Genomic DNA, 22,563 nt, shown 5'->3' with positions numbered 1-22,563 from the left:
TGGGATTTTTTATTTTTAAATATTGAATTTTTTCTCTTACTTAAGATACAGATAATGATTAAAATAATCAATAATTGCTTTTCCTTCCAATAAAACGTCAGCGCCAATAATGCCGTGAACTGGTTTTGCTTTGTACGATTCTAAAGCTTCGTTTACATGCGAAAGATCAAAAATAACAATGCTGAAATCTTTATTCTGCCAGCTGCCTAATTGCAATTGATTTTGTGATGAAATCTGGGTTTTCATTCCTGTGGCTCCCGCTCCAGAAGCTTTGGTTTTTGATTTTTTAGCATTTAATTCAAAATACTCAATACTTTCAAAACCAATACAAGTGTTTGATGCGCCGGTATCTAAAATGAAATTTCCAGAAACACCATTGATTTTGGCTTTTATTAAAAGATGCTGGGTTTTGGTAACCTTGAATTTTATTTTTTTGTATTTCTCCTTTTTGAGAATCTCGTGAAGATTTTCCATTTTGTATAATGATTGAAAACCAAAAATAAGGCAATTACCGTCAATATACTAATCACATAATAGATATAATTTGTTGATTTATCTGCTGTAGAAATAGAACCATAATACACAAACGAACTCCAGTAATAAGGAGATTTCTTAGCGTTTGGAATTGATTTGTTGTTCAAATAATCACGTTTTGCATGGGTATTGGCTTCAAAATAAGAAGCATCGTTTTTGATGTTTTTATAAAAATCCGACATAAAAACCGAGGTCGTAAAGTCGTTTACTTTCCATAATGAAAACAATAAATTCTGCGCTCCCGCAAACTGAAAACCTCTTGCAATACTCATAGCGCCTTCAGCCTTGTATAATTTGCCAATTCCCGTTTCGCAGGCGCTCAAAACCACTAAATCTGGATTGATATGCAGATTATACAATTCAGAATACAATACTTCCTGATCGTAAAATTTAATGCTCGCCGGAGTTTCAATATCGCCCGAAGAAGCATGTGTACTTAAATGTAGAATTGAATATTGAGAAGCATTGTTTTTGAAATTATCAAAACGTGCATCAGCATTTTCTAAATATTTTCCTTTAAAATTGTTTCGAATAGATTCTAATTCTTTCTTCGAATAACTCAGTTCATAAGCTGTTTTCTCAAAAACCGGAAAAACGCCCAAAACGGTTTTTTCAGATTTAGAATTAGATTTTGAATTCACATAAATATTGGCCGAAGTATTATAAGCAATCTTAAAATTATTTAGAAAATAATGCATTTTGGCAAAATTTGTCGTTTTGGATTCTTTCGTAATCAAAGCTTCAAAAGGAAGGAAATTCAAAATACCGTCTGGAACAATAATGAGATTTGAATAATCATTAATTAAGGGAAGTTTTAATAAATCATAAACATCTTTTCCATAATGATTGTAACCCGAAATATCATTTGTAATGGCATCAGGACTATTGAAATAATCAATAAATTGAGCAATTCTCGGAATACCAAGATGCGTTATGTTGATGTAATTTAAGGCAATCCGATTATGCTGTAAAACAAAATAATACAGTTTTTCTGAACCCATAAAATAATATACCATCATCGCTTTGTCGTTTTCTAATTTTGAAAACAAAGCTTTGATATCGCATTTTTCAGGGATATAATCAGGATTTTGCGATTGGATTTTTTTCAGCGAAATCATCAGTTCGTGCTGTTTTTTTATAAACTGATTGATCTTCGAAATATTCGCCAAATCACCTTTTTGCTGTTCTTTTAAAATGTGGTTATTTAAATTTTGAAGTTGTTGCAAAAGCTGTTTTTCTTCTGCGGAAGCGTTTTTAATATTCGATCTATAGCTTTTTAAGATTCCTGCTTTTGTTCTTTCAGATAATTGAAAAGCGTCTTCCACATATTGGGTTTTGCCTTCCTTTTTAAACAATTGATCGTAAATAGAAATGCATTTTTCGGTTCGGTTACGCGATCGTAACTGCATTAGGATTTTCGAATTTTCATATACCAAAGCATTCATCAAAACTTCTTCTATATAAAATGAAAGTTCAAAAACTTTGAGTGCTTTTTTGGGTTCGTTTATCTTTAGAATTTCAGCTTGTAAATCGAGTGCATCCACCAAAACACTTTCGGCATATAATTGGTCTTGATTTGGAAGTATATTTTTTGAATTGTAATTCGGAATCAGTGTTTTAAAAACAACCGAAATCTCCTGTATGCTTTCGTCGTATTTTTTTTCATCAAAAAGGAGTAAAGCCTTTTCATAGTGCAATTTGGCAACTTTACGAGGTTGCTGATTGGGAGTTTCTAGAAACAATTTTTCAGCTTTTTCCATATATGAATCTGCAGTGTCAAATCGATGCCACTGACGGTTCATGGAAGCCAGATTCCGATAAGAATTTGATAACGTTTCTGATTGATTTTTTTCTTTTTCCAAATATTTAATAGAGGATTTAAATGCTTTTTCAGCGTTGTCGGAAGCATTTTTAAGCATTAAACTATTTTGTGATCCCAGCCAATAATTATTGCCCAGGTTATTCAATAAAATACCTTTTTGAATATTGCTTAATTTCTCTGTTTTTAAAGTGTTTTCTAATATTTCAATGGCGGAAGAAATCTTTCCTGAACTTTGATAAACATTCGATAAATTCAAGATCGCAGCAAATTTTTGCGCAGCGGTATCTGGATAATTTTTGGAAGTGTTGATTATAAAATAGTACTGTTTTATAGTGTTTTCGGCACTATCGTAATCACCTAAAACCGTATATAAATTGCCCAAAGGCTTAAGACAGTATTCAATAATATCATAATCGCCGAGTTTGTTTTTCTGATAAATCTGCCAGGCTTTTTCATAACTCGAAACTGCATTTTGAACCTGTCCAAACTGATTTTCATAATAGCCTTTATTGCAGTTTAAAACCACAATGGCCAGTAATTCGCCTTTGGTTTTTGGTTTTTGACTTTTCCAGAAATCAGCTTCAGCATTTGCTAAATTTTGTAGCGCTTTCGCGGAAGGATGAGCTGTAAAAACATCAACGGCATGGTATATTTTATCTTCCCGACTCTGTCCAAAAACAGCCAGACTCAAAAAAAGAAAAATAAAACCAGATAAGCGATGTAAGTGCATATATAAAAAGTTGATTGTATTTAGGTGTCAGTCTGAGCGGAGTCGAAAACCATTTTTGTTATAAAGCCTTCGACTCTGCTCAGTATAACATTATTTTTTAAAACTTCCATATTCCATACACTTGGAAATAATTGAAATTCTGTTCAAAATTCATCACATAACGCGCTCCTAAACTCGGACCGATTCTGGCAAAACCAGCCGTTAAATCAAATAAAAGTCCTGTTTTGATATCGGTAAAAGTGTTTTTGATTTGGTTTGAAGTTGTAGTAGAACTAATTAAAAAGCTTTCTTTATCGCCTTCATAAAGATCCGTTTGTATACTCTGGTTTTGTTCTGATGCAACATTGACATTCGCCTGAATTCCAGCTCCGATTCCGATGTAATTATTGATGTTATAGCGAATCAGAATAGGAATTTCCCAATTGATATTTTTGTTTTCGGTTGCCGTAGTAGTACGCTGCAATTGTCTTACTCCATTGGCGTTGGTTATTGACTGATCGACAACCGTAACATCGCTATTGTATTTATTTAAAGCATTTTCCCATTCGACCTGCCAATAAAAACGGTATGATTTAAAAGGCGAAAGAGTTGCACCCACAAAATAACTGGTGGATTTGTCTAAATCAGGATAGAAATTATAACCTGCTTTTACACCAATTGAAATTCCTGGAAGAAATCGGGTAGTGGCGTAATTGGTAATAATAGGTTCGTTTTTATCGAAAATAATAGCCGTTCGGCTTTTGGTTTTTACTTTATGAAAATCTTCGCCAAACTTCATCGAATACTTGACAAAACCTTTTGTAGAATCTTTTTCATGCACATTTTTCTGTTCGCTTCCTGGCAGATAAATATTCTTAAAAGTAAAAATGATTTGCTTTTGTTTGATGATCGTATCGAGACAGCTTACCGTTGGTTCTTCACCTTTTGGGCAAATCGGACATTCTGGGTACATGCTTTCGATCTGAAAAGTCTTTTTATCAAACATATCAGGGACATCGGTTTCTAGGCGGATTTTTCGCGCCGGACCTTCACCATTATTTTGAAAACGGGTTTTAAAATTCACTCTTTTAAAACGCACCAATCTGTAATTCATAAAACTTCCGTTAGATCCCATTTTGTTAGGATCGTGAGAAGTCACAATTTCCATTTCGAGGTTTTTAATTTTATGATTTTTATAGCTTCTATTCGGAACAAAAATACCACGCATTGTAACTGTTGCGCTGGTATCTTTAATCATTTCGGGAGTGGTTTTAAAAGTATAGAAAACATTTCGGGTTTCTCCCGGATTGGCATCATCAAATTCTAAAACCGATACATTGTGATAGATTTTATTGGCGTCTAAAAGTGACGCATCTAAATCTTCTTCGGTAGTAGTATTTCGGTATTTTTTGGTTTTGAAATTTCCTTCGGCGGAAGCCACAAAATTATTCGAATCGTCAAGATCATTTACAGAAGCCACAAGGTTTTCTTTTACCTCACGTTCGCCAGCGTAGGTTCTGAAATCGCTTAATTCGAAATTGTTGTTTTTGAATTGCTTTTCATTATAAAAAAGATACAGTTTTCCGCTTGAAACATAATTCTCCAGATTTTGATAACTTACTACGACTACCATTTCTTGTTCTGGAATAGGATCGCAGTTTTTAATAATAGCAAAACCATTCTGGTCTGCAATAGAAGCAATGTCTTTATAATTATTATCTGTAATATCGTTTACAGCCACTTTTTTTGGTCGTGTCGCTGGAGGTTTTCCGTTGTCGTAATTATTGGTTACAGCAAGTCTGGCGGTATAAGTGCCTTTCTTTTTGTAAACATGTTTTGGTTCTGCTTCTTTGCTGTAATGTCCGTCGCCCAATTCCCATAAATACGAATAACTCGGTTTTGGCGCACCCGCAATCGGAATCAAAGGCGGCGTTTCGGGTTTATAAGAAACGGCATTTCCGTTTTGGATAAAACCAATATTGGCTCTTCGGGTTATGGTGTCTTTTACTTTGGTTTGACCTATGCAGAAAATAGAGAATAGCAACAAGAAAATAGACAGTTGTGGTTTCATAGCTAGACAGTTTTTAGCCTTAAAATCATCAGAATCAATTTTAAAACGGGATTAAATGTAAAAAAAAGTGATGAGCAAATCACCACTTTTTCTTAAAAAAGCATTTGTAAGTTACTGAATAGCATTGATTGCTGCTACCAATTGCGCTTCGGTACCGACTGTTGTTTCGGAAAGATTAAAAGTATACACAGCATTTGCAGTTGTAGTTACTCCTTTAATGGCATATCGCCAGTTTCCGTTGTCTTCTGTTGCGAAAATAATGTGGCACGCAAGACCAATTGGGATTTGTCCGTAGTGTTCGCTAAACAATCCTTGGGCTGTATAAGTATCTAGTTTAGCAAGAGCGTTTGTACCTTCACCATCATAAGAAAGATAAACTGCGCTGTTTGTATTATCATATCCTTCTGGAACATCCACCAAAATAGTTGTTTTTGGTCTTGGATCGCTGTAAAAACGGTCAACGTTTGTCCATCCGAAGTTTCCAAAAGTCACATAATAATTGTTTCCTTCACCTTGTACACCACCTTTTCCGTCAGCACCTCTGGCATCTTTCCAAGCCAAATCACCATCCTCATCAATAACTCCAGTCCATAAAGTCATTAAGTTATCAAAACCATCAGTTAAACTCGTTGGTACAATCATGTTCATATTGCATGACGTTTGTAATTCGACTCCTCCCTGAGTTGCTTTGATGAAGAATTCTCCTCCCGAAATTAAAAGATTTCTGTTTCCGTCAGGCATGATTCCCATGGTTGGTTTATTGGTTACCAGCATATTTCCTTTGTCAAAAAGTTCGATATATTCGATATTAACTTCTCCAGTTACAGGATTTCCGTTTTTGGTTAAACAATCACCGTTAATGTATAATTTTACTCCTTTTGCAGAAGTTAAAGTCACAACGCCGTTTCCGGCAGTTAACGTAAAGTTTTGTGTATTTCTTTTTACTCCTTTTTCGCTGATACTTTTGAAAGCGGCTGCAGATGGAGGAGAAATTTTGATATCGTCTCCGTCGCTGTTATCACAGCTTACAACAGAGATTAGTAGAAAGAATAAAAGTCCGATTGTTTTAAATTTTGTGTTCATAATTTCTGGTTTTAATGATTATTATATTGATAGATGTTCGGGGTTTAGAATTTGTTACCCCTCTTTTTGAAAGTTTTTTATTTAAATCGAAAGGCATTTGTCTTCAAACAGATTTCCGTCTTCGTCAACAGCCACAAGAATGCTTCTCTTTCGCGAAAGCGTAACAATTAAATACAGCCATACAATTGACCAAAGTCCGAAAGTGAGACAAGTAAGCAATAAATGTAATGTGTGTTTGATGACTTTTTTTTCTTTCGATAAAACAACATAAGGGAGTTTCTCGTTATGTTCTACGACAACAAAACCGTTTCGTTTTTTAGCCGAAATCATTTCGTAAAATTTGTTCAGTGCCTTTTCATTTGTAAATTGATACGTTTCCATTTTCTCTTAATTTTAACTGTTTTAAAAGATTTTTGTTCTCTTATATCCACTCACATAATGAATTGTTACCCTATAATTTGAAATTTATTTAATATTCTTTTTTAACTTTAGCTGATAAAAAGTTTTTTATGGGGCGAAATAAAATACATCCTGATCAAAAATATATTGATGGACTTGCTGCTAACGATTCGGTAATAATTAAGTCTATTTATAAAAAGTTTGTTCCTAAAGTGGTCATGTTTATCATGAACAATTCCGGCGATAAAGATCATGCTCAGGATGTGGTACAGGAAATTTTGATTTTGCTATTCAATCAAGCCAAAGAAGGTTCTTTGCAATTAACCTGTCCGTTTGATGCTTACTTTTTTTTATTGTGTAAAAGAAAATGGCTTAATGAATTGAAAAAGACTTCTAATAAAGGGGTAACAATTCTGGAAGATGTTTTATCTATCAATGAATCAGCACATGAACTGATTGGACATACCGAAGAATTTGATGAAAAACAACAGCTTTTTGATGCCATGTTCCAGAAACTTGGAGACAAATGCAAAGAAGTTTTAAAGCTGAGTTTTGAAATTAAATCGATGGAAGAAGTCGCAGAAAAACTAAACGTAACGTATGGCTATGTCCGCAAGAAAAAGTCGTTATGCATAGGTCAGTTAACGCAGTGGATTCAGGAAGCAAAAAACTTTAACTCTTTAAAAAACAATTAGTCATGAACGAAGAACGCTATATATTATTTGATGAATATCTTCAAGACGAATTAACGCCTGGGGCAAAAACTGATTTTGAAAACCAACTTACTCAAGATCCTGAATTTGCGTCGCAGTTTGAGACTTTTAAAAACGTTCACACACAGCTGAACACCAAATTTGGAATTGAACAGGAAAGGCAAGCTTTTAAAGAAAATCTAACTCAAATATCTAAACAACATTTCGATAAAGACACCAAAGTAATTGGGTTAAAACCTTGGTATCTGGCCGTTGCGGCTTCGGTTGCGGTTTTATTCGGATTGTTCTTTTTCAATTACAATCAAAATCCATCTTTTGCGGATTACAATAATCCTGAACATGCTTCATTTACCGAAAGATCAACAGCTGATGAGACTTTAAAACAAGCCGAAACCGCTTATAATAAAAAGAGATACAACACTGCGATTCCGCTTTTCGAAACCATTTTGCAGAAACAAAAAACAGCCGAAATCCAGTTTTTTTACGGAGTTTCACTTTTAGAAGAAAGTCATTATAAAAAAGCGGAAGACGTTTTTAACGCACTGAAAAATGGAACTTCGGTGTATAAAGAAAAAGCATTGTGGTATTTGGCTTTGTCTAAATTAAAACAAAAAGATTACGAAGAATGTAAAAAAATCTTAGAATCTATATCTGAAGATTACGAAGATTACGATCAAGTTGAAGAACTTTTGCATCAGCTGGATTAGCAGGAATTGAATTTCAATAAATAAAAATCCAAATACCAATTAACGTTTTAAACCTTTGTCAAAATTCAAAACTTTGACAAAGGTTTCGCTTTTTAAGTGATAATTTAAAAAATCCGTGTCTCATGCACATGAAATTGCTATTCTTTTAATATTGTCGTAATTTTGATGACTTTAAAATTACAGCTTTGAATTCAACACCTATTATTACCGATACGCATACGCATTTATATTCTGAAGAATTTGATCAAGATCGTGACGAGATGATTCAGCGTGCTATTGATGCCGGAATTACCCGTTTTTTTATTCCAGCAATCGATGCAGCAGCCACTCAGTCAATGTACGATTTAGAGAAAAATTATCCTGAGAATGTTTTCTTAATGATGGGTCTGCATCCCACGTACGTGAAAGACAATTATCTAGACGAGCTGGCTCATGTAGAAACGGAATTGTCTAAGCGAAAATTCTATGCTGTGGGCGAAATAGGAATCGATTTGTATTGGGATAAAACACATTTAAAAGAACAGCAGATCGCTTTTAAAAAACAAATTCAGCTTGCAAAACAACACAAACTTCCTATCGTAATTCATTGCCGTGAAGCATTTGATGAAATTTTTGAAATTTTAGAAGAAGAAAAATCTGAAGATTTGTTTGGGATTTTTCATTGTTTTTCCGGAACTTTAGAACAAGCGAAGCGTGCGATTTCTTATAAAATGAAACTTGGAATTGGCGGAGTGGTGACTTTTAAAAACGGAAAAATCGATCAGTTTTTAGATCAAATTGATTTAAAACACATTGTTTTAGAAACAGATTCACCTTATTTAGCACCAATTCCGTATAGAGGAAAACGAAATGAAAGCAGTTATCTAATCAACGTAATTTCAAAACTTGCAGATATATATAAAGTTTCTGAAGAGGAAATAGCAGCAATAACAACGCAAAATTCAAAAGAGGTTTTTGGTATTTAACGCATGCCTTACAAAACTTTAATTTTTTTTTTGTTCTTTTGCCCACTTTAAACAATTATAAATAATGCAGAAATTTGATGCCATTCGACCGTTTTATGATTCCGAAATAAATGAAGCACTTCATGCTGTGGTTAATCATCCTATGATGAAAACTATGATGAACTTTACTTTTCCGGAGGTAGATGATGAGGTTTGGAAGGATCAACTAAAGAAAACACACTCTATTCGTGATTTTCAATGCAACTTTATTTACAATACCATTCAAAAAGTGCTGGAAAAAAGCTCTGAAGGTTTAACGACTTCGGGGTTTGAAAAACTAGAACCCAACACTTCTTACTTGTTTATCTCAAATCATAGAGATATTCTTCTAGACACCACTTTGCTGAATGTTTGCTTGTTCGAACATGGTTTGGTCATGACGGCATCTGCAATTGGAGATAATTTAGTGAAGAAAGCTTTCTTATCAACTTTAGCCAAATTAAACCGAAACTTTTTGGTTTTAAGAGGATTATCGCCTCGTGAAATGCTGCAAAGTTCTAAACTGCTTTCTGAATATATGGGACAATTATTACTTCGCGAAAACCGCTCGGTTTGGATTGCACAAAAAGAAGGAAGAACTAAAGACGGAAATGACGAAACCAATCCGGGAGTTTTAAAAATGATTGGAATGGCTTCTGATGAAGATTTGATGAGTTATTTTAAGAAATTAAAAGTAGTTCCAGTTTCTATTTCATACGAATACGATCCAACAGACGTGTTGAAAATGCCGCAGTTAATGGCAGAAGCTAACAACGAAGTTTATATAAAAGATAAAAACGAAGATTTCATGAATATCATCAGCGGTATCATGGGAACTAAAAAAAGAATACACATTTCTGTAGGCGACGTTTTAGATACCGAAATCGACCAGATTGCAGCTGAAAATGACAATGCAAACAAGCAAATTCAAGCTTTGGCACAAACTATTGATGATGTGATCTTGAAAAACTATCAATTATGGCCGACAAACTTTATTGCTTATGATATTTTAAACGAAACTGACCGATTTGCAGATAAATACAAAGAAAGTGAAAAACAACTTTTTGAGCGTCGTTTAGAAATGAGAATCGGAAGTGATAATCCTGTTACCAGACAGGGATTTTTGGCCATGTATGCAAATCCTGTTGTCAATAAATTAAAATACCAAGATGTCATCTAAAGCAAAAATACTATTGATTTATACCGGAGGAACCATCGGTATGAGCAAAGACTTTGAAACTGGAGCACTTAAAGCCTTCAATTTTGGTAAATTAATTCAGAAAATACCCGAAATCAAACAATTGGATTGTGAAATTGAATCGATTTCATTCGAACATCCAATTGATTCTTCAAATATGAATCCTCAAATGTGGACCAAAATAGCCACAATTATCGAGGAAAATTACGCTTCTTATGATGGATTTGTGGTTCTTCACGGATCAGATACGATGTCGTATTCGGCTTCAGCATTGAGTTTTATGCTCGAAAATTTAGCCAAACCAGTTGTGTTTACAGGTTCGCAATTGCCAATTGGAGATTTGCGTACCGATGCTAAAGAGAACCTAATTACAGCGATTCAAATTGCGTCACTTTTGGAAGACGGAAAACCGGTTATTACAGAAGTTTGTCTGTATTTTGAATACAAATTATACCGCGGAAACCGAACTTCAAAAGTAAATGCGGAACATTTTAGAGCATTTACAGCACCAAATTATCCGGAATTAGTAGAATCTGGCGTTCATTTAAAATTAAATAAACATTTATTTCTTCCGTTAAATAAAGATGCAAAACTGATTGTTCACAAAAATTTAGACAATCACGTTGCGATTATTAAAATGTTTCCAGGAATGAGCGAAATTGTTTTGGCTTCAATCTTGGCAACTCAAGGTTTGCGCGGAATTGTTCTGGAAACATACGGTTCAGGAAATGCACCAACCGAAGATTGGTTTTTACATTTAATTGAAAAAGCAATAAAATCAGGAATGCATATCGTAAACGTAACCCAATGTTCAGGCGGAAGTGTGAATATGGGACAATACGAAACCAGTACTGCCTTAAAATCTTTAGGCGTTATTTCTGGAAAAGACATTACTACCGAAGCCGCCATTACAAAACTAATGTATCTGCTGGGACACAATATTCCTCAAAATGAGTTTAAAGATATTTTTGAAACGGCTTTACGCGGGGAAATATCTTAAATTGAAATTCCAAATATTAAAAAATCCAAATACCAACACTTTTGGAATTTGGATTTTTTTTGCTCCATTATCATCCTGAGCGAAATCAAAGGATTTTTACCGTAAGAACTTTGTCAAGGTTTTAAACTTTGTCAAAGTTGAAAAAGTTCAGTTTGTCATTTCCACTCCAATATTGGAATTTGGGGTTTTTGTTTTTGGGATTTTCTTAGAATTGGAATTTAATTTTTGGAATTTGTATACGTTACCGGACAAGTCTCTAAATCCTCAATTGCTTTGTGTTTTTTGTAATACAAATAAACAAGTACCGAAATAATACAAATGATTCCCTGAATCGCAACTGTGGTTCTTACGCCAAGAGAATGAGAAACGTAACCAATAATTAAACTTCCCACAGGAATCATTCCCTGATACGCCATCATATAATAACTAATACTTCTAGAACGCATATTTACAGTGCTATGCGTTTGAATGTAAATGTTGATAGAAGAAGTTTGTCCCATCATCCCGATTCCGCTTAATGTCATACAAATCAAAGCAATTGTAATACTGCTTGAAACCGCTAAAATAATCACACTGAAACCCAAAAGTAAACTCGCTGCAATCATCAATTTGCTCATATTTTCGGAAGATTTTAGATTTGCTAAATAAATTGCAGACAAAACAGAACCAATTCCGGCAGCACTTTCGAACCAGCTGAAGGTTTCGGCATTTCCTCTAAAAATATCTTTGGCAAAAACGGGCATTAAAGTGTTAAAAGAAATAACAAACAAGCTACTGCATGTTAGCATTAACAACATTCTGGCCATTTCGGTTTCTTTTTTTACATAATCTAGACCTTCAATAAGATCGTCTAACATATTTAATTTGTTTTCGGCTTTAATGTGAGGCGTAATTTTCATCATCATTAATGAAATTAAAACCGGAACATAACTCACAAAATTCCCAATAAAACAAATATCTTCTCCATATTGATGCAGAATAATTCCGGCAAGCGCTGGACCAGCAATTCGGGCAGAATTATTTAGAGTTGAGTTCAGTGCAACAGCATTGGACAAATCTTCTTTATTATCGACAATATCAATCATCATCGTTTGTCGGCAGGTCATATCAAAAGCATTGATGATTCCCTGAATAAGGCTCAGCGTCAGAATAAAGTTGATATTGTAAATTTTGAAATAAATCAGTAACGCTAAAGTTCCCGCCTGAAGCATTGCCAAAGACTGTAAGACCATCATAGCGCGGTGACGATCGTAACGACCAATAATACTTCCGGCTAAAGGTGCCAGAAACAAAGATGGAATCATGCTTAAAAACGTTGCTAATCCCAATAAAAACACAGAACCTGTTATGCTGTAAACCATCCAGCTTACTGCGGTTTTCTGCATCCAGGTACCAATCACCGAAACAGATTGTCCGTAAAAGAACAATTTGAAATTTTTAGATTTTAAGGCTTTAAACATAATCTTAATTATTTGATACAAAGTTCGTGATTATGATTTCATTAGAAAAATTAATAATTTTACTGATAATAAGTACTTAAACTTATCAATATGGAAATTTATCAACTTGAATATTTTGTTAAAACGGCTGAAGTATTGCATTTTACAAAAGCAGCAGAACTTTGTTTTGTAACGCAATCTGGACTTTCGCAGCAAATAAAAAAACTCGAAGAAGAACTCGAAATGCCTTTGTTTGTTAGAATTGGGAAAAAAGTACAGCTTACCGAAGCCGGTTCTGTTTTCTTGATTCATGCCAAAAAAGTTCTCGAAAATGTCCAGAACGGAAAACAAGCCATTGAAGATTTAAACCAAATGATTGGTGGTGAATTGCGAATTGGTGTTACCTACATTTTTGGATTATTGATTCTGCCCATCGTTAACACATTTGCCAAAAGATATCAAAACCTAAAAATTATTGTCGAATACGGCACAACAGAATCATTGGAACAAAAACTCATTAATAATGCTGTCGATGTAGTTTTGGTAATTCCATCTCATGCCATCGAGCGTCCTATTCAGAAAGTGCCTTTGTTTACTTCAAATATGGTGATGGCGGTTTCTAAAAATCATGCTTTGGCAAATTTGGATAAAATTGCTTTTAAGAAAATAGAAGAGATCCCGCTGATTCTGCCCGGAAAAGGTTCTAATTCAAGGGAATTTGTCGAAGAATTATTTCAGAAGTTTAACATGAAACCTAAAATTTCAATCGAACTGCATTCCATTCATGCTTTATTGCAAATGGTAGAAAACAGTGATTGGTCCACCATTGTTGCCGAAAAAGCCCTGAAAGGCTGGGATCAGCTTCGTGCGATACAAATTACAGGAGTTGCAACAAAGCGTGAAGCTTTTATGCTTACTATTGGCGGATATCAGAAAAAAGCAGTAAAAATATTTATGGAAGAATTTAAAAAGAGTATTTAAGGATTATGAAAATTGCTTTTGTAAAGTCATATTTTTTTGTGTTCTTTGCAGTCCTAAAATAGAAAGGTGTCCGAGTGGTTGAAGGAGCTAGCCTGGAAAGCTAGTATATGGGTAACTATATCGAGGGTTCGAATCCCTTCCTTTCTGCGAATTAATTTAAAAAAAAAACCTCGGAATGAAGATTCCGAGGTTTTTTTATTACAGGAATTTATTTCCCTTTCAATAACGTCTCTAAATACTCATTTTTATCTTTTTCAGATTGAAGTAATCTTTCGTAAAGTTTTTTGTTTTCCTCATAAACTTCAACCAATTTGTCTAATGGATTGAATGTACAATGATTAGATTGTGGTGCGACAATACTTCCATTAATTTCATTGTCATAAAAATTATTGAAATAATTAATCACATTTTCTTCAGAAAAATTTTTGATTGCTTCAACAGTAACACCAAGCGCTTTTGCCACTTCTTTAAGTTTTTCTTCGTCTATGTTTTCGCTGTTTTCCATAGCCGAAATTGCCTGCTGGTTTGTTCCCAAAGCTTGTGCTAAAGCTTCTTGTTTCATGTCTTTCAGTTCACGAATACGGCTTATTTTTCGCCCTATATGATATGGTTTTGTTGCTGTGCTCATAAATCAAAGATATTTAAAATTCTTAAAAATAATATTGCGTTTGGTAAAGTACAGAAGTTTTTTGTAAGATACGCTTTTCAATATTGAAACAAAAGTACAGCTTTTTTGAATGAGTATTTAGTATCTTTAATGAACTAAACAGATAATTTATGAGATTACTAATTTATCTTTTCGTAATTCTGCTCATGTGTTCCTGCGCTTCATTTTCAGATAAAATGATAAGGGAAAACAAAACAGCATTATCAGAAAATGATTTTTCGAAGTTGGAAGGAAAATACGAGTTGTTTCCAGATTTGAAATATGATGAAAAAGGAAATCCTGAAATTATAGATTCTCAGGATTATAAAACAAGAAATAATTTGAATTATTTCGTGAAATCTGAAAAATCAACGTACGATTATGATAATTCATATTTTGTAGAAATCAAGCTTTTAAGCAAAAATCGAATAAAATTTATCACTCAAAAAAATAACATTAAAATTGACAGCACTGAACTTGGTGTAGAATTAAAAAACGGACTTTTTTATTTGGATAATAAATACCTCAAACGAAACGGAATTCCATATCTTGCGGGAGGTTATAATAATCATAAAACCAGAATTGGACTTTCTAAAAACAACGGACTTTTGGTGAATTACGCTTATGATAATTCCGGAGCGATTTTGTTTTTATTCTGGGCAGGATCAAGTTATAATTTAGGATATCATTATAAACGCATAGAATAATGTATAAATACTATCTCCGTCCTGGTTATCAATCTCAAAATCTTCTAATTGAAGTTTTTTACGGTGCCGAAAACGAAACATTTGTTTCTGATTTTCTTTCATCAATCGAAGAGATAAATCCACAATTGATTGATGCTCTCGATTTATGGATGAATGATGAAGTTTTAATAACCTACGATTCTGAAATTGGAAAATTCACACTTTCAAAAGACATTTGGGGTTTTGCTTTTATTATGGCAGAAGACAGTCAGAACAGTATAATCGAGATAAATTCAATTCTAGAAAAATCAGCACTTTTTGAAAAAGTTGAGGTTGATTTTGAGAAGTATAAATAGAAAACCCAACGCTGCTTTTTGTTTCTTCAAAACTAAAAATAAAGTATAACTACTCATTTTTTTGTAAGATTATGTTGTTATATTGCATTGCTTTTCAGTGACTTGTGTTTGTTTTGTTTTCTGAAAAAACACTGGTTTCTGTCTGCAAAAAATCATTGTAAAACATTTAAAACCTCGCCCCATGCTTTCAAATACAGGAATTGTTTCGTTTTGGCTTTATTTATTTTTTGTTTTCATCGGATTATTGTCTCTTGTTATTTTATACAGGTTGATAAAAAAAGCAGAAATAGCACCAGAAAATCTCGATAAATTTATCGATTACTTCAAATGGGTTATCGTAACACTTGCCATAAGCACCGTTACTTTAGTAGTGAGTGATTTGTTTAAAGAAAGAGATCAGGATATTAAAGAACTCGAATATTTTGACCGATATGTAAATGATGTTAAAGATGAAAAAAATTCACTTGTAAGACTTCAGCTCGTGAGATATTTATCGATAGTGGCGCCAAGCGGTGAAATGAAGAAATCTTGGACGAATTATTATACTGAAATTAAAAAGGAATACGACGATTACCTAAAAGCACAACAAAGCATAAAAACTGATACGGTAATGAATCCTTCTAAATCTCAAATAAAACAGATTGAAGAAAGCCAAAAGAAAATAGAATTATTTGAAACGCCTTTATCGAGTACAGAATCTCCTGTTGAATATTATATAATTGCAGGAGGCGATAATTTAATTACAGAAGCCAATACAGAATTAAGTAAAGCGGTGCGAATAAATCCTAATTCGGCTATTGTTAAAAAGAATAATATTTACAGAACCGTCTTGATGGGATATAATTCAAATTCCGAAGCCTTGAATCAGTTGCAAACTGTTCGAAAACAAATCAATAGAAGTTCTTATATTGTCAAGAAATCAAATTGGTGTAAATCGTACGAACAAACACAGGAATGTTTGCTTTGCCAGTAAATAACATCATTTTTCTTAAAGATATAGCTGCAGTTCGTGAATGCAAAACCATTCTCTTTTCTGCATTATATTATTAGAGAAATTATTATATATTTGGCAGCTGTTATATAAATATTTGAATGGATTTACCTCCTTATTCGCCGGGACTTCATAAACTGGTTACTTTACAAGTCGATAAAACGGAACTGCTTACGAATAGTAATGATTTTGTTACTATTACAAATTCTATTTTAGAAAAATATGGCTTAGAAAAAGTTGGAGTAGTAGTACATGATTTTGAAAACAAAAGCTTTACAATTTCATTCTGTCTTAAAGAATCCCATATTTGTATACATACCTGGCCAGAATACAATCAGCTTACATTAGATGTTTATTTGTGTAATTATCTTCAGGATAACTCACACAAAGTACGCAGTGTCACGGCAGATTATATCAGCTATTTTGAAGCAAAGATTATTAAAGATTTTGAAATTAACCGATAAAGCATGAAAATTCCTTGTTACGATTGTAATACAGAAACCGAATTAGAGGTTGGTTTTGAAGTAATAAATTTCGTTTGTCCTAATTGTCAAAGTTTATACGCTCGCGATAAAGAGGGCGGATTTCGCAGAAAATCACAATATAAAACAACTCTCAACGACTTTCCTTTATCAATTGGCGATGTTGGATTTTTAAAAGGAAGCGAATACAAAGTCACCGGAATTTTAGTTAAAAATGTTCAGCCAAGTTACAGATGGACAGAGTTTATACTTCAAAATAAAGAGAATGAATTCATTTATTTGTCGCTTTCAAATGGACATTGGATGATCCTTACCGAAATGGAAGAAACATTCAACGTAAAATCGCATCCTTTGACTTTGGAATACAATGATGAAGATTATGATATTTTCGAATTTTCAAACGCAGAAATTATAAACGCTCAAGGATTTTTTGACTTTGAACTTCCCGTAAATCAAATTATATATCTTGTTGAATATATAAAACCGCCTTTTATAATTTCTGTTGAAAGAATGAATAAGGTTGAAACTGCTTTTCATGGCGAATACATTGAAAAAGCGGCGATAAAGAAAGCATTTCCAAACATTCTGCTTCCTTTTCAGTTTGGCGTAAATATGATTCAGCCTTATCGATTTAATGTAAAAGATACGGCTATTATTTTCTGTTTTGCGGCTTTGCTTATTATCACAGCGAACTGGTATATTTACAAAGATCAGTTTGAACAGTTTGTTTTTTCGAAAACACTGTCGTTTAATGAATTTGACAACAAAGAAATCACAAGTGATGCTTTTGTGCTTAAAGGAGGCTCGGCGCCTCTGACGATTAAAGTATCAACAGATGTCGATAATTCTTGGGCAAACCTTAATGTGGCTTTAATAAATGAAGAAACAAACGATGAGATTTATGCCAATAAAGACATAGAATATTATCATGGTTATTCAGATGGTGAATCTTGGAGCGAAGGAAGTAATTCGGAAGAATTTAATATCTGCGGCGTGAAAGAAGGAAAATACCATTTGCTCATAACGCCAATGAAAGCTCCAGAAGATCACACAAATGCAGAAATGCGAGTTAATGTGGTTTGGAATGAACCTTCAAGCCGAAACGTCTGGCTGGTGATTATTGGTTTGATTGTCGTTTACTTAATCATCCGATTTTTTAACTATAACTTTGAAAAAGAACGTTGGTCAGACAGTTCATATTCTCAATACGATAACTAATCACTATGAAGAAAATCACTGATTTTGTATTTAATAACAAAATAGCCCTTTTAATAGGATTTGCCAGTATTGGTATTTACCTCTATTTTGCAATGGCAGGAAATAGAATCTGCGATTGCGAAACCACCGAAAATTACAAATCATCGGGAAGCCGTACATCATATAATCGTTTTTACCACAAATAATACTCAACCATATGGAATTTATTCACTTTCAGCCAATCGCTAATTCAATTATTTATTCTCTTCTAGGAATCGTTATTTTACTAGTTGGTTATTTTATTATTGAAAAACTTACTCCAGAAAATACTTGGAAGGAAGTTGTAGAAAAAAATAATGTTGCTGTTGCCATTGTTCTGGCAGGGTTTATAATTGGAATCTCGATGATTATTAGTGCCGCAATTCATGGGTAAAAAATTTCTAAGGTTTGAATTTCTTTTACTGTTTGCCGTATTTATAATTGCTACCTGCGGACTTATTTATGAGCTTGTTGCAGGAACTCTGGCCAGTTATTTATTAGGCGATTCAGTAAAACAATTTTCATTTATTATTGGCGTGTACCTGTTTTCAATGGGTATTGGCTCCTTTTTCTCAAAGTTTTTTCATAAAAACTTACTCAATACTTTTGTCGAAATCGAGATACTGGTGGGACTTATCGGAGGATTAAGTTCCGTAGTTTTATTTCTTTTATTTGAAAATGTTGGTTCGTTTCAACTCATTTTATATTTATTCGTTTTTGTAACCGGATTTTTAGTTGGGTTAGAGATTCCGCTTTTAATGAATATATTAAAAGACAGGGTCGAATTTAAAGATTTAGTTTCGAATGTGTTTACATTTGACTACATCGGAGCTTTACTGGCATCCATCTTATTTCCATTAGTTCTCGTTCCGAAATTAGGTATAATGGGAACTTCACTTTTCTTCGGAATGATCAATGTAAGTATTGCTATTGCTTTGTGTTTTTTATTAAAAAGAGAATTGAAAAACGCTTATTTACTAAAAACAAAAGCTATTTTTTCATTTGTATTATTGTTCGCAGTATTTGTTTTTTCGAATGATATTCTGGCTTATTCAGAAGGAAAACTTTACGGAGAAAACATCATTTATACCAATTCAACGCCTTATCAGCGTATTGTTTTAACGCACAATAAAAGTGATTACCGATTGTATCTCAACAACAATCTTCAGTTCAGTTCTGCCGATGAATACCGTTATCACGAAGCTTTGGTGCATCCGGTAATGTCGATTTCCAAAGAAGTAAAAAATGTGTTGGTTTTAGGCGGCGGCGATGGTTTGGCAGTACGTGAAATATTGAAATACAAAGACGTTCAAAAAATAACCCTTGTCGATCTTGACGAAGGAATGACAAAACTTTTTAAAACCAATAAAGTATTAAAGGATTTCAACAAGAATTCTTTAAACAATCCAAAAGTAACTGTAATCAATACCGATGCCTATATCTGGGCGAAAAACAGCAAAGAAAAGTTTGATGTGGCGATAATCGATTTTCCCGATCCGTCTAATTACAGCTTAGGTAAATTGTATTCCTTAAACTTTTATAAAACCATAAAACAGATTTTAAAACCAGATGCAGCAGTAGTTATACAAACCACTTCGCCTTATTTTGCCCCAAAATCCTTTTGGTGTATCAATAAAACGGTAATGGAAGTTTTTCTACAAGTCGATGCCTATCATGCCTATGTTCCTTCGTTTGGTGAATGGGGATATACGATAGCAATAAATGGTTTTGGAACTACTTTTAACGAAGTAAAAAGAAAAGCTCAAGGGTTGAGGTTTTACAATTATCAGTTTGACCGATTTAATTATTTTACAAACGATATGATTTCCAATCAAATAGAAGTTAATCGTTTAGACAATCAGATTTTAGTACGCTATTTTGATGAAGAGTGGGGAAGATTGCAATAGAGGAAGACGAAATTTCGTAAAAGGAATAGCGGCTTCTTTGCTTTTAATTCCGCTTTTACAATTTTGTACCGATAAAATAGCGGTTCTTGTAATGCGTTTAACAGGAACAAATCATATTTTGGGACATCGTTTATGGATTAAAGATTTTCCAAAACCGGTTGAACAAATTCATATTCCGTATCTCATAATTGGCGGTGGTATATCAGGATTAAGTGCGGCGCGACAGTTTCATAAAAAAGGTATTTCAGATTTTCTGCTGATTGAAATGGCAGATCATTTGGGAGGAAATTCTTCAAACGGTCAAAATAAATATTCCAAATATCCTTTAGGTGCGCATTATTTGCCGCTTCCTAATTTTGAAGACAAAGAGCTGCTTAATTTTTTAGAAGAAGAAAAAATCATAACAGGTTATCATGCCAACGGACTTCCAATTTTTGACGAACTTCAATTGACTTTCGCTCCTGACGAACGTTTGTTTTATAAAAACAATTGGCAGGAAGGAGTAGTTCCTAAAGAAGGAAATTCAACGGAAGATGATAAAGAATTTCAGCGTTTTTTTAAGCTCATGGATGGATTCAGAGCTGCGAAAGGAACAGACCAAAAATACTTATTTAATATTCCGCTTTATCTTTCTTCTAAAGATGAAAATACCCGAAAACTGGATACAATAACCATGAAAAACTGGTTTGAAGAAACTGGTTTTCGCTCAATTCCCTTATTCAATTATATTGATTATTGCTGTAAAGATGATTTTGGTTTAGGAATTGAATTCGTTTCTGCTTGGGCTGGAATCCATTATTTTGCAGGACGAAAACAAGATTCTGTTTTAGAAAAAAACGACAGCGTTTTAACTTGGCCCGAAGGAAATGCAAGATTGGCGCATCATTTACAAAAATATGCAGACCAGAAAACTTTAAAAAATCATTTGGTGTATGAAGTAAAAACCGAAAATAATAAAGTGTTTGTTAAAGCATTTGATGATGTTAAAAAAATTTCGTTAGAAATTATAGCCAACAAAGTGGTTATGGCAACTCCGCAGTTTGTAAACCAGCATTTAATAAAGGATCGAAAAGTTTTTACCAAATCTTTTCATTACACGCCATGGCTTTTGGCAACTTTAACGGTCGACGATTTGTCTGATAATTCCAGTTTTCCACTTTCGTGGGATAATGTTATTTATGACGCAAAAGGATTAGGTTATGTATACGCCCAACATCAGGCGCTGAATCAGGTTCAGGAGAAAAAAATTATTACATACTATTACAGTTTTTCATCGGGAGATTTAAAGAAAACCCGAAGAGAAATTTATAAAAAAGACAAAGAGTATTGGAAACAGCTTGTTTTTAATGACTTAAAAATTGCACACCCCGATATTGAAGAATATACAGAAGAAATGGAAGTCTTTTTGTTAGGACACGGAATGATTTCGCCTGTACCCGATTTTATATTTGGGAACGCTAAAAAACAAGCATCACAAAACATCGGAAATAAAATTTATTTCGCCCATACCGATTTATCAGGAATTTCGATTTTTGAAGAAGCTTTTCATCAGGGAATTAATGTCGTAAACCAGATTTTGCATGAAACAACCTTGGATACATAAAGCCAAAACGGACTGGTTGTTTATTATTGGGCCTTCATTTTTTGTATTGGCTCTTGTTTTTCTTTTTCAGGATTATATAACCAAAATCGAAAACGAATATTCCTTTTATACTTGGCTTTTTTTGATCGTTTTTATAGATGTGGCGCACGTTTATGCGACTTTGTTTAAAACGTATTTTGTAAAAGATGAATTTCAGAAAAAGAAAAAGCTGTTAATTCTGCTGCCCATTATTTGTTTCGCAATAAGTCTGATTCTGTTTTCTTTTGGAAGTTTGGTTTTTTGGTCTTTTCTCGCTTATATCGCTGTTTTTCATTTTATACGACAGCAATATGGTTTTATGAGATTGTACGCTCGTACTGAGGAAAAAACAAGAATTTCAGTTTTTCTGGATAATCTCACCATTTATTCTGTAACGGTTTATCCTATGTTGTTTTGGTTTTTTTCGTCTAATAGAAAATTTAACTGGTTCGTCGAGAATGAGTTTTTTCATTTTGAAAACCAAGGTGTTTTGGAAATCCTTTTCTGGATTTATATTGCGATTTTGATTCTATATGCTGTTCGAACAGTAATCCTTTCGGTTAAGAATCAATTTTTTAATGTTCCTAAAAACAGCATTATTGTAGGAACGGCTCTTTCATGGTATTTTGGCATTGTTTATTTTAATGATGATTTGATTTTTACTTTATTGAATGTAATATCGCATGGAATGCCTTATATGGCTCTTATTTACTTTAAAGAAATAAAAAACAGAACTAATTACCGTTCTGGTATTTTAAGTCTTCTAAAGGGCTATAAAGCAGTTTTTATATATGTCGCCATTTTAGTACTGATCGCATTTACCGAAGAATTCTTTTGGGAATTTTTTGTGTGGAATGAAAATATTTCTGTGAGCAGTTTTGATTTTTCAGGTTGGCAGTTTTTAGTAGTGCCTCTTTTAAGCGTTCCACAGTTTACTCATTATCTATTGGATGGCTTTATTTGGAAAACTAAAAAGACCATTTGATGGTTTCTGAAAAC

The 22,563-nt window shown here is 33.4% G+C and carries 23 protein-coding genes and 1 tRNA gene; 17 read left to right on the top strand and 7 right to left on the bottom strand.

The window, feature by feature from the left end; genetic code table 11:
* Nucleotides 1-36: 36 nt before the first annotated feature.
* The 5 genes from P2W75_RS03870 to P2W75_RS03850 form a co-directional block, all read right to left on the bottom strand.
* Complete coding sequence (locus P2W75_RS03870; protein ID WP_276378990.1) at nucleotides 37-474, bottom strand: retropepsin-like aspartic protease; 438 nt, start codon at nucleotides 472-474, stop codon at nucleotides 37-39.
* Complete coding sequence (locus tag P2W75_RS03865) at nucleotides 426-3,086, bottom strand: CHAT domain-containing protein (RefSeq protein ID WP_276378989.1); 2,661 nt, start codon at nucleotides 3,084-3,086, stop codon at nucleotides 426-428. The genes P2W75_RS03870 and P2W75_RS03865 overlap by 49 nt, the downstream gene beginning before the upstream one ends.
* A 97-nt stretch (nucleotides 3,087-3,183) precedes the next feature.
* Nucleotides 3,184-5,136, bottom strand: a complete 1,953-nt coding sequence (locus tag P2W75_RS03860) for a PKD domain-containing protein (RefSeq protein ID WP_276378988.1) — start codon at nucleotides 5,134-5,136, stop codon at nucleotides 3,184-3,186.
* Between the two features lie 111 nt (nucleotides 5,137-5,247).
* Nucleotides 5,248-6,219, bottom strand: coding sequence for a hypothetical protein (locus P2W75_RS03855; protein WP_276378987.1), 972 nt, complete (start codon nucleotides 6,217-6,219; stop codon nucleotides 5,248-5,250).
* An 81-nt stretch (nucleotides 6,220-6,300) separates the two neighbouring features.
* Nucleotides 6,301-6,600 carry a hypothetical protein gene (locus tag P2W75_RS03850; RefSeq protein WP_276378986.1) on the bottom strand — a complete coding sequence of 100 codons (300 nt, stop codon included), beginning with the start codon at nucleotides 6,598-6,600 and terminating at the stop codon, nucleotides 6,301-6,303.
* 128 nt (nucleotides 6,601-6,728) lie between these two features.
* On the opposite strand from P2W75_RS03850, the gene P2W75_RS03845 reads away from it, so the two are divergent.
* From P2W75_RS03845 to P2W75_RS03825, 5 genes are all read left to right on the top strand, one after another.
* Nucleotides 6,729-7,313, top strand: coding sequence for an RNA polymerase sigma factor (locus P2W75_RS03845; protein WP_207298198.1), 585 nt, complete (start codon nucleotides 6,729-6,731; stop codon nucleotides 7,311-7,313).
* Between the two features lie 2 nt (nucleotides 7,314-7,315).
* Nucleotides 7,316-8,038 (top strand): tol-pal system YbgF family protein, encoded by a 723-nt coding sequence (locus P2W75_RS03840; protein ID WP_207298197.1) that lies wholly within the window; start codon nucleotides 7,316-7,318, stop codon nucleotides 8,036-8,038.
* A gap of 185 nt (nucleotides 8,039-8,223) precedes the next feature.
* Nucleotides 8,224-9,003, top strand: a complete 780-nt coding sequence (locus P2W75_RS03835; protein WP_207298196.1) for a TatD family hydrolase — start codon at nucleotides 8,224-8,226, stop codon at nucleotides 9,001-9,003.
* Between the two features lie 64 nt (nucleotides 9,004-9,067).
* Nucleotides 9,068-10,201, top strand: a complete 1,134-nt coding sequence (locus P2W75_RS03830; protein WP_276378984.1) for a 1-acyl-sn-glycerol-3-phosphate acyltransferase — start codon at nucleotides 9,068-9,070, stop codon at nucleotides 10,199-10,201.
* Entirely contained in the window at nucleotides 10,191-11,219 is a 1,029-nt protein-coding gene (locus P2W75_RS03825) for an asparaginase (RefSeq protein WP_276378983.1), read from the top strand. Before P2W75_RS03830 ends, P2W75_RS03825 begins: the two co-directional genes overlap by 11 nt.
* Before the next feature lie 218 nt (nucleotides 11,220-11,437).
* On the opposite strand, the gene P2W75_RS03820 is transcribed toward P2W75_RS03825, so the two are convergent.
* Nucleotides 11,438-12,679: an MFS transporter gene (locus P2W75_RS03820; RefSeq protein WP_276378982.1), complete on the bottom strand. Its 1,242-nt coding sequence runs from the start codon at nucleotides 12,677-12,679 to the stop codon at nucleotides 11,438-11,440.
* 90 nt (nucleotides 12,680-12,769) lie between these two features.
* Between P2W75_RS03820 and P2W75_RS03815 the strand changes: the two genes are divergently transcribed.
* Together P2W75_RS03815 and P2W75_RS03810 are read left to right on the top strand one after the other, a co-directional pair.
* Nucleotides 12,770-13,639, top strand: coding sequence for a LysR substrate-binding domain-containing protein (locus tag P2W75_RS03815; protein ID WP_276378981.1), 870 nt, complete (start codon nucleotides 12,770-12,772; stop codon nucleotides 13,637-13,639).
* Nucleotides 13,640-13,699: 60 nt separating this feature from the next.
* Nucleotides 13,700-13,786: transfer RNA gene (locus P2W75_RS03810), tRNA-Ser, on the top strand.
* 61 nt (nucleotides 13,787-13,847) lie between these two features.
* Here P2W75_RS03810 and P2W75_RS03805 read toward each other — a convergent pair.
* Entirely contained in the window at nucleotides 13,848-14,267 is a 420-nt protein-coding gene (locus tag P2W75_RS03805; RefSeq protein ID WP_276378980.1) for a helix-turn-helix domain-containing protein, read from the bottom strand.
* A 149-nt stretch (nucleotides 14,268-14,416) separates the two neighbouring features.
* Between P2W75_RS03805 and P2W75_RS03800 the strand changes: the two genes are divergently transcribed.
* The 10 genes from P2W75_RS03800 (at nucleotide 14,417) to P2W75_RS03755 (ending at nucleotide 22,549) form a co-directional block, all read left to right on the top strand.
* The gene (locus P2W75_RS03800) at nucleotides 14,417-14,992 is read left to right on the top strand and encodes a hypothetical protein (RefSeq protein WP_276378979.1); all 576 of its coding nucleotides are present in this window, start codon (nucleotides 14,417-14,419) and stop codon (nucleotides 14,990-14,992) included.
* Nucleotides 14,992-15,327 carry a hypothetical protein gene (locus tag P2W75_RS03795; protein ID WP_276378978.1) on the top strand — a complete coding sequence of 112 codons (336 nt, stop codon included), beginning with the start codon at nucleotides 14,992-14,994 and terminating at the stop codon, nucleotides 15,325-15,327. Before P2W75_RS03800 ends, P2W75_RS03795 begins: the two co-directional genes overlap by 1 nt.
* A gap of 181 nt (nucleotides 15,328-15,508) precedes the next feature.
* The gene (locus P2W75_RS03790; RefSeq protein ID WP_276378977.1) at nucleotides 15,509-16,300 is read left to right on the top strand and encodes a hypothetical protein; all 792 of its coding nucleotides are present in this window, start codon (nucleotides 15,509-15,511) and stop codon (nucleotides 16,298-16,300) included.
* A gap of 119 nt (nucleotides 16,301-16,419) precedes the next feature.
* The gene (locus P2W75_RS03785; RefSeq protein ID WP_276378976.1) at nucleotides 16,420-16,782 is read left to right on the top strand and encodes an S-adenosylmethionine decarboxylase family protein; all 363 of its coding nucleotides are present in this window, start codon (nucleotides 16,420-16,422) and stop codon (nucleotides 16,780-16,782) included.
* 3 nt (nucleotides 16,783-16,785) lie between these two features.
* Nucleotides 16,786-18,018, top strand: a complete 1,233-nt coding sequence (locus P2W75_RS03780) for a DUF4178 domain-containing protein (protein WP_276378975.1) — start codon at nucleotides 16,786-16,788, stop codon at nucleotides 18,016-18,018.
* A gap of 5 nt (nucleotides 18,019-18,023) precedes the next feature.
* Nucleotides 18,024-18,203, top strand: a complete 180-nt coding sequence (locus P2W75_RS03775; RefSeq protein WP_207298185.1) for a hypothetical protein — start codon at nucleotides 18,024-18,026, stop codon at nucleotides 18,201-18,203.
* 11 nt (nucleotides 18,204-18,214) lie between these two features.
* Nucleotides 18,215-18,430, top strand: coding sequence for a DUF350 domain-containing protein (locus P2W75_RS03770; RefSeq protein WP_276378974.1), 216 nt, complete (start codon nucleotides 18,215-18,217; stop codon nucleotides 18,428-18,430).
* Entirely contained in the window at nucleotides 18,423-19,943 is a 1,521-nt protein-coding gene (locus tag P2W75_RS03765; RefSeq protein ID WP_276378973.1) for a polyamine aminopropyltransferase, read from the top strand. Before P2W75_RS03770 ends, P2W75_RS03765 begins: the two co-directional genes overlap by 8 nt.
* Entirely contained in the window at nucleotides 19,918-21,546 is a 1,629-nt protein-coding gene (locus P2W75_RS03760; protein ID WP_276378972.1) for an NAD(P)/FAD-dependent oxidoreductase, read from the top strand. The genes P2W75_RS03765 and P2W75_RS03760 overlap by 26 nt, the downstream gene beginning before the upstream one ends.
* On the top strand, nucleotides 21,524-22,549 hold the full coding sequence (locus P2W75_RS03755) for a hypothetical protein (RefSeq protein ID WP_276378971.1): 1,026 nt from the start codon (nucleotides 21,524-21,526) through the stop codon (nucleotides 22,547-22,549). The genes P2W75_RS03760 and P2W75_RS03755 overlap by 23 nt, the downstream gene beginning before the upstream one ends.
* Nucleotides 22,550-22,563 lie beyond the last annotated feature (14 nt).

It is taken from the genome of Flavobacterium sp. H4147, assembly GCF_029360735.1.
GTDB classification, from domain to species: domain Bacteria; phylum Bacteroidota; class Bacteroidia; order Flavobacteriales; family Flavobacteriaceae; genus Flavobacterium; species Flavobacterium endoglycinae.
The sequence above is the reverse complement of the archived record's forward strand: the minus strand, read 5'-3'. Positions and strand labels throughout refer to the sequence as shown.

Bases quoted from the DNA above. Each gene is read 5' to 3' on its own strand.
- P2W75_RS03780 (WP_276378975.1), top strand. From the start codon at position 16,786: ATGAAAATTCCTTGTTACGATTGTAATACAGAAACCGAATTAGAGGTT.
- P2W75_RS03770 (WP_276378974.1), top strand. From the start codon at position 18,215: ATGGAATTTATTCACTTTCAGCCAATCGCTAATTCAATTATTTATTCT.
- P2W75_RS03795 (WP_276378978.1), top strand. From the start codon at position 14,992: ATGTATAAATACTATCTCCGTCCTGGTTATCAATCTCAAAATCTTCTA.
- P2W75_RS03855 (WP_276378987.1), bottom strand. From the start codon at position 6,219: ATGAACACAAAATTTAAAACAATCGGACTTTTATTCTTTCTACTAATC.
- P2W75_RS03825 (WP_276378983.1), top strand. From the start codon at position 10,191: ATGTCATCTAAAGCAAAAATACTATTGATTTATACCGGAGGAACCATC.
- P2W75_RS03760 (WP_276378972.1), top strand. From the start codon at position 19,918: ATGAAGAGTGGGGAAGATTGCAATAGAGGAAGACGAAATTTCGTAAAA.
- P2W75_RS03830 (WP_276378984.1), top strand. From the start codon at position 9,068: ATGCAGAAATTTGATGCCATTCGACCGTTTTATGATTCCGAAATAAAT.
- P2W75_RS03815 (WP_276378981.1), top strand. From the start codon at position 12,770: ATGGAAATTTATCAACTTGAATATTTTGTTAAAACGGCTGAAGTATTG.
- P2W75_RS03765 (WP_276378973.1), top strand. From the start codon at position 18,423: ATGGGTAAAAAATTTCTAAGGTTTGAATTTCTTTTACTGTTTGCCGTA.
- P2W75_RS03865 (WP_276378989.1), bottom strand. From the start codon at position 3,086: ATGCACTTACATCGCTTATCTGGTTTTATTTTTCTTTTTTTGAGTCTG.
- P2W75_RS03870 (WP_276378990.1), bottom strand. From the start codon at position 474: ATGGAAAATCTTCACGAGATTCTCAAAAAGGAGAAATACAAAAAAATA.
- P2W75_RS03845 (WP_207298198.1), top strand. From the start codon at position 6,729: ATGGGGCGAAATAAAATACATCCTGATCAAAAATATATTGATGGACTT.
- P2W75_RS03820 (WP_276378982.1), bottom strand. From the start codon at position 12,679: ATGTTTAAAGCCTTAAAATCTAAAAATTTCAAATTGTTCTTTTACGGA.
- P2W75_RS03860 (WP_276378988.1), bottom strand. From the start codon at position 5,136: ATGAAACCACAACTGTCTATTTTCTTGTTGCTATTCTCTATTTTCTGC.
- P2W75_RS03800 (WP_276378979.1), top strand. From the start codon at position 14,417: ATGAGATTACTAATTTATCTTTTCGTAATTCTGCTCATGTGTTCCTGC.
- P2W75_RS03840 (WP_207298197.1), top strand. From the start codon at position 7,316: ATGAACGAAGAACGCTATATATTATTTGATGAATATCTTCAAGACGAA.
- P2W75_RS03805 (WP_276378980.1), bottom strand. From the start codon at position 14,267: ATGAGCACAGCAACAAAACCATATCATATAGGGCGAAAAATAAGCCGT.
- P2W75_RS03775 (WP_207298185.1), top strand. From the start codon at position 18,024: ATGAAGAAAATCACTGATTTTGTATTTAATAACAAAATAGCCCTTTTA.
- P2W75_RS03850 (WP_276378986.1), bottom strand. From the start codon at position 6,600: ATGGAAACGTATCAATTTACAAATGAAAAGGCACTGAACAAATTTTAC.
- P2W75_RS03785 (WP_276378976.1), top strand. From the start codon at position 16,420: ATGGATTTACCTCCTTATTCGCCGGGACTTCATAAACTGGTTACTTTA.
- P2W75_RS03755 (WP_276378971.1), top strand. From the start codon at position 21,524: ATGAAACAACCTTGGATACATAAAGCCAAAACGGACTGGTTGTTTATT.
- P2W75_RS03790 (WP_276378977.1), top strand. From the start codon at position 15,509: ATGCTTTCAAATACAGGAATTGTTTCGTTTTGGCTTTATTTATTTTTT.